Here is an 8,470-nt window from a genome sequence, read left to right on the forward strand (position 1 = left end):
GTTTAATAGAAAGATAATTCTGATATTTAAAAGGAGAGATTGATATGATTATTCCCTACAAAGGGGCATCGCCTGCTGTCCATGAATCTGTATTCGTAGCGCCTGGGGCCTATCTAATCGGTGATGTTAGGATTGGCAAGGACTCATCTGTCTGGTTTAATGCAGTATTACGAGGGGACGATGGACCCATTATCATTGGAAAACGCTGCAGTATCCAGGATAATTCTACGATTCATTTATTCGAAGGTTTTCCAGTCGTAATTGAAGATGATGTTACCATTGGCCATAATGTTATTTTGCATGGCTGCAAGGTCGGTAAACGTTGTATTATCGGAATGGGTTCAACGTTGTTGGATAATGTCGAGGTTGGTGAGGATTGTATCATTGGGGCAAATACACTCTTAGCTGGAGGGATTAAAATCCCACCCCGCTCACTTGTATTGGGTTCTCCAGGTAAAGTAGTCCGAGAAATAACCAAAAAAGACCTAGAATTGCTGAAAATGTCCAGCGACCACTATGTACAAAGGGGGAAGGAATTTAAAGAGATCCTTAAATAAATAAGGTGCCTGACACCAACATTTCGTTAGGTGTCAGGCACCTTAATGCAGACTGCTATTTACTCATACTGTTACTCTCAATGAAAACGGTTGTTTTTGCTGGGATGAGGAAACTTAGCACTATCGTCACGAAACTCAAACAAAGAGCATATAAAAACACGTTTTTCATTCCGATTGTGATGTGTGCAGCTTGATTGATGATCAAGCCCATGACTGTCACCCCGATCGATGTGCCAATGTTTTTTAGAAACATTTGCAGTGAAGTAGACATCCCTTTGATCTGGGGTTCAGCAAATTCCTGAGATGCGATGGTACCAACCGCAAACAACAAACCAAAAGAAATACCCTGGATTGTTAAAATTAAAAACAAACCCAAATAGGAAATATCAGTTATGAATAAATATAAAGCTAACCCCGATAACGTTGTAACCAAACTGCCGATAATAAATAAGATTTTGTAGCCAAAGCGAAGAATCCACTTGCCTGCGGGGGTACTTCCGAAGATCCAGCCAACGGCAATACTTAGCAGTATCAATCCACTTTTATAAATACTCATCTGATTTCCTTCTTGGAGGTACAATGGAATAAAATTGGATGTTCCAAAAAAGGACAAACAATAAACCAACATGAATAGGTTCGTCATCAGGATTCCTTTGTTCTTAAACAATGATACTGGCAGGAACGGATGTGGTTCCTTCCTTTCCACTAAGACAAACACAATGAATCCAATGACTCCTAAGATAATATACCAAATAGAGTTTTTTATATTAGTAGATAACAATAATAGTGTGATCGAAATCCCAAATAAGAAGAAACCTTTATAATCAATATGGGTCTTCTTAAATTCCATTTGTTCTTTGTAGGGAAGTAAACAAAGAACGCTGGCAATACCTATCGGAATATTGATAAAGAAGATCCATCTCCAAGAAAGTGCTTCCACAAAGAAAGATCCCAATATAGGTCCAACAATGGAAGAGATGGCCCAAATGCTGCTAAAAACCGCTTGAATTTTCCCGCGTCTTTCAATTGTAAATAAGTCTCCTACAATGACCATAGAAAGTGGAATCATCCCGCCAGCCCCTAAACCTTGAATGCCCCTAAAAATGATGAGCGTAACCATGGAATTTGCAATCCCACATAGGATGGAACCTAGCGTAAATAACCCAACAGCAAACATTAATAGATTTTTTCGGCCGTACATATCCGATAATTTACCGTAAAGCGGCACAGTCACCGTACTTGCTAACATATAAACAACAAATATCCATGCAAAAAGTTCCATTCCTCCAAGTTGTTTGACAATGGTCGGACTGGCCGTTTGCATTATATTTGCATCAAGCGCTGAAATCAAGGTCGTGATGACAAGTCCCCAAAAAACATACTTATTCTTTTTCATATCTCCCTCCAACACCATTTAATAAACATTAATTATAATTCCGTATTCCTTTATTAAACATGACGAGGACCGAAATAAGCACGATGACCGTACTAAAGATAACTAATGTAAAGATTTCACCAATTCCTTCTGCTAACCATCCAGTTAGTAAATAACCGACTGGAAGTAAGGCAAAGGAACCCAGCATATCTAAACTTACGACCCGGCCAAATTTATCTTCTGGGACCAATTCTTGAAGACTAATTTCCCAAATCAAGCCAAACAACATCATCCCTGCGCCTTCTAGGAACATAAAGGCCATTAATAAGGGAACGGACGAAACGAAGGGCATAAACAGTAAGGCCAGACCACTTACAGCTACACCGATATAGGCGAGCAGGCCACGCTTCTTCCATTCTTTCCTTAACCCAAACACAAGTCCACAGACGATAGCCCCAGCTCCGGATGCGGAAAGAACAAGACCAAAAACAACAGGTTCAAAATCATAATAGATATTAATGAGCCAAGGAATGATGATGCGTATAATCCCACCGGAAAAAATATTGATGAGCGAGAATGTAAGAATGGTAATCCAAAGCCAGGACTCCTGTTTCAGGACCTCAATCCCTTCGAAAAAATCTTGTTTGATAGAGTTTTTCTGTCCCAAGCTACCTGTCGACTTTTGAAACGTTATCGATCTAAGACTAAGTAAAAAGAACAAGGATATTATGTATGTGATTGCATCAATACCAAAACCCCAAGCAGCTGAAAAAGAGCTGACTATTATTCCGCCAATAATCGGTCCAAAGATTCTTAAGGCCTGCACGCTTACTTGGGTAATTGAATTTGCCGCATTGCGAATATCCTTTGTAAATACCTTTGCTCGAACGGCTGAATAGGCCGGCTGAAAGAAGCTGTCCATTGTGCCCATTATAAACATTATGATAAACAGAAAAACCATGTTAAGTTGCCCCATAAAAGCAATGGCGGCTAATAGCAGCATCAGGAAAAACCGAACAAAATCCACCACAAACATAATTTTCACTTTGTTCAATTTGTCAACCAGAATGCCTGAAACAGGGAGAAGAATGACAAATGGCAGCATGTAAACGGCCATAACCGTTCCCATCATGGCGGTTGATTTTGATACTTCGAGAACAACAATGGGAAGAATCACATTCGTTATCGAACTTCCTAACAAGGAAAAAATTTGGCCCAAAAGCAACGCCGTAAAATGTTTAGATTTTATAAATAGTTGAAAAAAAGTAACTTCTTGATGCATCTGTTTCGTTTGGAACGAACTCACAATCCCCCTCCTAATCTCTTGAATCTATATCTATGATGATATTTTATCATTTTTTCCTAAAAATAGAATAAGCCATTCACTAAGAATGGCTTACTTCCATCTTTAATAAGGGCTGGGTAATCGTTGGTAAAATAATCTCAATCGTGGTTCCCTCATTAAGTTGACTATAAATGTTTAGTTCCCCATTATGGCCTTCGATTATTTTGTAGCAGGTCATTAAGCCGAGGCCGGTGCCCTTTTCTTTTGTTGTATAAAAGGGTTCACCTAGTGTGGAAATCCGTTCTTGTGGAATGCCAACACCTTGGTCGATAATCTGAATCGAAATTTTACCTGCTTCTTTTTCTTTTACGACCACATGAATACTTCCGCCTTTAGGCATGGCTTCCATTGCGTTCTTCAGTAAATTTAGAAAAACTTGCTTTAACTGATTATCTTCACAGCTGATCAACGGCAAATCATCGTCGAATTTCATCATAATTTGAATATTATTAAGAAGAGACTGGTTGTTAATTAACGTGATAACATCCTTTAATAGGATCTTAATGTCCTGGGTCGTATATACGGCCGCAGACGGTTTAGCAAGGACAAGGAACTCCCCAACAATTTCATTGATCCGGTCAAGCTCTGATAACACAATCTCATAATATTCCTCTTTCAGGGTACTCGTCTTTAAGAGTTGAATAAATCCTTTGATGGATGTGAGTGGATTTCGGATTTCGTGGGCTATACCTGCTGCCATTTGACCTAACAACGCTAATTTTTCAGACTTTTGAAGAAGACGTTCTGTTTCTTCCATTCTTATAGTAATATCCTTCCCAATCGACAAGATGGCCTCTTTTCCGCCAAAAACGATATACAAGGAAGAAACCTCAAACAAAAAGGTTGAACCATCCAATCGCTTTGCTTTGTAGTCGATCGTGTTTACGGGATGCTTTTCCTTTTTTATTAGTTTATAGCGTTCCAGCACACGACCCTTATATTCTGGAACAATAAAATCAAAAATGGACTTCCCCATTAAATCTTCTCGTTTCGTGGCGCCAACCATGGACAGTGCAGCTTTATTTACATATAAAATTTTATGATTCCGCGTAATATAGACGGGTGCAGGCAATGAATCTATCAATTTCTTATAGCTTTCTTCACTTGCGCGGGCCTTTTTTTCATAGTAGCGCGCCTTATCATATTGCCAGCCCACTACCCAGGCAATAAAGGTAAACAGGAAAAAGTCGATGGTAAAAAAAGGTTGATGATCGTAGACCTTTTGGAAACTGGTAAATAAAATAGAAATCAGCACCAGGATAATTCGACCAGATTTATTCATTATTCAGCCCTCTTAATCAGGTATATTTNNAATTTTATTTAATCCTTCAATTTATTTAATTATGGAGAGAAATAAAAAAATCTACCTAATTACAATGGAAAACATTTTATGACTAGCATACACGTATGGCTTTTATGTTGAGTAGCAGACTATAAAAAAAGAGTCTATAATGTTCATTATAAACTCTTTCAAACTCGATAATTTTTTATATAAGCATTTCGTCTTTGATCCTTTCAGGATACCACGATAGTTTTTCTGATAGTTTCACAACTTCTCCGATCACAATCATCGCTGGATTCATGATTCGATTCTCATTTACAACCTCAACAATCGTCTCGAGCGTACCGATAACAGTCCGTTGACTTCCGGTTGTCCCTTGCTCAATTACCGCAATAGGTGTGGTAGAATCTTTCCCACTGATTTGCAGATGATTACATATATATGGAAGATGTTTGACACCCATATAAATAGCGAGCGTATCGACACCATGGGCGAGGTGATCCCAGCGAATGTTATTGGGTTTACCACTCAAACAATGACCTGTTACAACCGCAAAGGATCGGCTCATTTCACGGTGAGTGACGGGAATTCCCGCATAAGCTGGAGCGGCAATTCCCGAGGTGATCCCTGGGACTACTTCAAACTCAATGCCATTTTGAACTAATACTTCTGCTTCTTCACCGCCTCGGCCAAATATAAACGGATCGCCGCCTTTTAAACGAACCACCAATTTACCGGCCAAGGCTTTTTCAACTAATAATTGATGGATGGTATCTTGAGATACACAATGGTTCCCCGGCTCTTTTCCACAATAAATGAACTCGGTATCAGCATTTGCGTAATTCAATAATACCGGATTGACTAATCGATCATATAGAATCACTTCTGCCTGCTCGAGGCATTTCATGGCTTTAACCGTAATTAAATCGGGATCACCAGGGCCAGCTCCAACTATATAGACTTTTCCCTTTTTATAAGTCATATGAACCTCCTTTTTAGTGATCTAGTCGATGAGGAGAAACACTTCTTCTCCGTCTATTTTGGTTTGATAGGTTTTTACACAGCCTGCATCCGGTTCTTGAACCTTTCCATTATCTAAACAGATTTTCCAATCATGCATCGGACAGAACACAAATTCTCCGCTGACCAATCCTTCACTCAACACCCCGCCTTTATGTGGGCAGCGATTTTCAATCGCTCGAATGGTTCCGTTTAATAATTTGAAGACCGCCACTTCTTTTTCCCCGACAAAAACTGTCTTTCCTAATCGTTCTGGAAGATCCCGTACAGAACCGATCGACACCACTTCTACGCTTTTCTTTGTCATTAGATGAATTCCTCCTTATAATGTAGGTTCTTAAGACATTACTACAGTCTCAAACAATTCCTTTCTTAGTTTTTCATCCTCCGTTATGGTTTTCCATGGATCCTTAATCACCGATAATGCATCATTCATACGTTTATTTAATTGCTGACGTTTTTCCTTATCATCAAGAACGGAACGTACATGTGCTATGCCAACACGTTCAATCCACGCCGATGTACGTTCTAAGTAATTGGCTGTTTCACGATAATATTGCAGATAGGCACCGGTAATCTCCATCGCCTCTTCGGATGTTTTTACTTTGTATAATAGGTCTCCCCCGCGTACATGTGTACCGCCATTTCCACCGACATAAAGTTCCCAGCCGCCGTCAATTCCAACAAAACCAATATCTTTAAACCCAGACTCTGCACAGCTTCTCGGACAAGCGGAAACAGCCATTTTCACCTTATGCGGTGTTTGTAGTCCTTCAAATTTCTTTTCGAGGTCGATCCCGAGTCCCATGGAATCTTGGGTTCCAAAGCGGCAGAACTGTTCACCGACACATGTCTTAACCGTCCGTAATGATTTTCCGTAGGCAAAACCTGATGGCATATCCAAATCTGTCCATATTTTCGGCAAGTCTTCCTTTTTCACTCCGAGTAAGTCGATCCGTTGTCCCCCGGTTAGTTTTACTAATGGTATTTCATATTTATCGACCACGTCAGCAATCCTTCGTAAGTCTTGTGAATTGGTTACACCGCCATACATGCGCGGTACGACAGAATACGTTCCATCCTTTTGGATGTTTGCATGCATGCGCTCGTTGACAAATCGTGACTCCTTTTCGTCCTGATAATCAATCGGATGGACCATACCTAAGTAATAGTTCAGAGCAGGGCGGCATTTGGAACAACCTTCTTCCGTATTCCAGCCAAGCACATGCATGACTTCTTTGATATGGGTCAAACCTTTTGTTTTAATCTCATCTACTACTTCATCTCTGGAAAGTTTAGTACAGCTGCAGATGGCTTCTTTCTGGATAGTTGCATCAAACACTGAACCAAGGGTATGCTGTAATACTTCCGCGACAAGCGGCTTACATCCCCCGCAAGAGCGCGAAGCACTTGTACAAGCTTTGATTTCATCAATCGATGAACAACCTTGATTCTGGATCGCCTCGATAATCGCCCCTTTGGATACTCCATTACATCCACAAATAATTTCTTCTTCACTCATGGATGCAACCACACTGCTGCTAAAGTCCTCATTGAGAGGTTGTAAAAGCGAAACCTTTGTAGTAGAGGAAACGTCTGCTTGCTTTTGAATCATGGAAAAGAGACGACTTCCATCGCTGCTATCACCAAATAGCACGGCTCCAACAATTGTATTGTCTTGAATGACGATCTTCTTATATATACTGTCATTTCCATCAAAAACCTTGATTGCTTCCTTTCCATCGCCTTCCATAAAGTCTCCGGCTGAGAACACCTCAACCCCTGATACCTTCAGCTGTGTCGATAATACCGAGCCTTGATATCCATTCGTTTCTACTCCGGAGATGTGTTTTGCTACTATTTTCCCCTGTTCAAACAAGGGCGCAACAAGACCATACACGGTTCCATTGTGTTCAGCACACTCCCCGACAGAGTAAATATCAGGAACGCTTGTTTGCATGTAATCATTGACGACAATACCTCGATTCACTGAGATACCACTTTCTTTGGCTAATTCGATTTTTGGTTTAATGCCAACAGCCATCACCACTAAGTCAGCCTCGAGGATGGTTCCATCACTAAACCTTAAGCCTTCTACGCGATCGTCTCCAAAGATTTCTTGCGTTTGTTTTTCTAATAGAAATGTCATACCCTGTTTTTCTAATTCATTTTGGAGCATTTTCCCGGCCTGTGGATCTAATTGTCGCTCCATCAAATACGGGGCCAGATGAATGACCGAAACCTCCATTCCAAGGTTTAAAAGTCCTCTTGCCGCTTCGAGCCCGAGCAAACCACCGCCAATCACGGCCGCTTTCTTATACTTTTTCGAAGTCTCAAGCATTACTTCGGTATCCTTTATATCCCGAAAAGCTGTGACTCCATTCTTGTCAGCTCCCGGAATCGGAAGAATGAATGGAACTGATCCCGTCGCTAAAATCAATTCATCATACGGTTCCATTCTTCCTAGGTCTGTGACAACGACTTTCCGCATTGAATCGACTTTAATCACAGTTTCATTTGTATACAATTGAATGTTGTTTTCTGTATACCAATCCCAATCATTGAGTGTAATGTCCTTTACCTCTGTATCCCCTTGTAATACTTTTGAGAGAAGAATTCTATTGTAATTCGGATGCGGTTCGCTACCGAAAATAGTAATCTCAAATGTTTCTTTTGACAGTTTTATGATCTCCTCAATGGTTTTCACACCAGCCATTCCATTACCTACTAGGACTAACTTTTTCTTATCCATGTTAGCTTTCCTCCCGTTTGAAAGTTTCTTAAACTATATCACAGGCCAAACCATAACTAATTTACTGTGTAAGGTCTCCTAACATATTATTTTAAATTTGGTTATGTTAAAGCTTATTGATGATTTTGGCACCCTGTTG

Annotated in this window: 7 protein-coding genes; 1 reads left to right on the top strand and 6 read right to left on the bottom strand. The window is 40.2% G+C overall.

The genetic code is table 11. The features are described 5' to 3' along the window. Positions 1-44: 44 nt before the first annotated feature. Entirely contained in the window at positions 45-557 is a 513-nt protein-coding gene (locus V7137_RS16355; RefSeq protein WP_335699064.1) for a gamma carbonic anhydrase family protein, read from the top strand. A gap of 55 nt (positions 558-612) precedes the next feature. Here V7137_RS16355 and V7137_RS16360 read toward each other — a convergent pair whose 3' ends face one another. From V7137_RS16360 to nirB, 6 genes are all read right to left on the bottom strand, one after another. Beyond that, positions 613-1,953: an MDR family MFS transporter gene (locus tag V7137_RS16360; RefSeq protein WP_335699065.1), complete on the bottom strand. Its 1,341-nt coding sequence runs from the start codon at positions 1,951-1,953 to the stop codon at positions 613-615. A gap of 28 nt (positions 1,954-1,981) precedes the next feature. After that, a complete protein-coding gene (locus V7137_RS16365) occupies positions 1,982-3,238 on the bottom strand; it encodes an MFS transporter (protein ID WP_420490143.1) in 1,257 nt (418 codons plus the stop codon). A gap of 79 nt (positions 3,239-3,317) precedes the next feature. Then, entirely contained in the window at positions 3,318-4,559 is a 1,242-nt protein-coding gene (locus V7137_RS16370) for an ATP-binding protein (RefSeq protein WP_335699066.1), read from the bottom strand. Between the two features lie 205 nt (positions 4,560-4,764). After that, entirely contained in the window at positions 4,765-5,541 is a 777-nt protein-coding gene (gene cobA, locus V7137_RS16375; protein WP_335699067.1) for a uroporphyrinogen-III C-methyltransferase, read from the bottom strand. A gap of 21 nt (positions 5,542-5,562) precedes the next feature. Continuing rightward, on the bottom strand, positions 5,563-5,886 hold the full coding sequence (gene nirD / locus V7137_RS16380) for a nitrite reductase small subunit NirD (protein ID WP_218348424.1): 324 nt from the start codon (positions 5,884-5,886) through the stop codon (positions 5,563-5,565). 30 nt (positions 5,887-5,916) lie between these two features. After that, positions 5,917-8,331, bottom strand: a complete 2,415-nt coding sequence (nirB, locus tag V7137_RS16385) for a nitrite reductase large subunit NirB (protein ID WP_335699068.1) — start codon at positions 8,329-8,331, stop codon at positions 5,917-5,919. Positions 8,332-8,470 lie beyond the last annotated feature (139 nt).

The sequence above is a fragment of the Neobacillus drentensis genome, from assembly GCF_036962765.1.
Classification (GTDB): Bacteria; Bacillota; Bacilli; order Bacillales; family Cytobacillaceae; genus Neobacillus; species Neobacillus drentensis_C.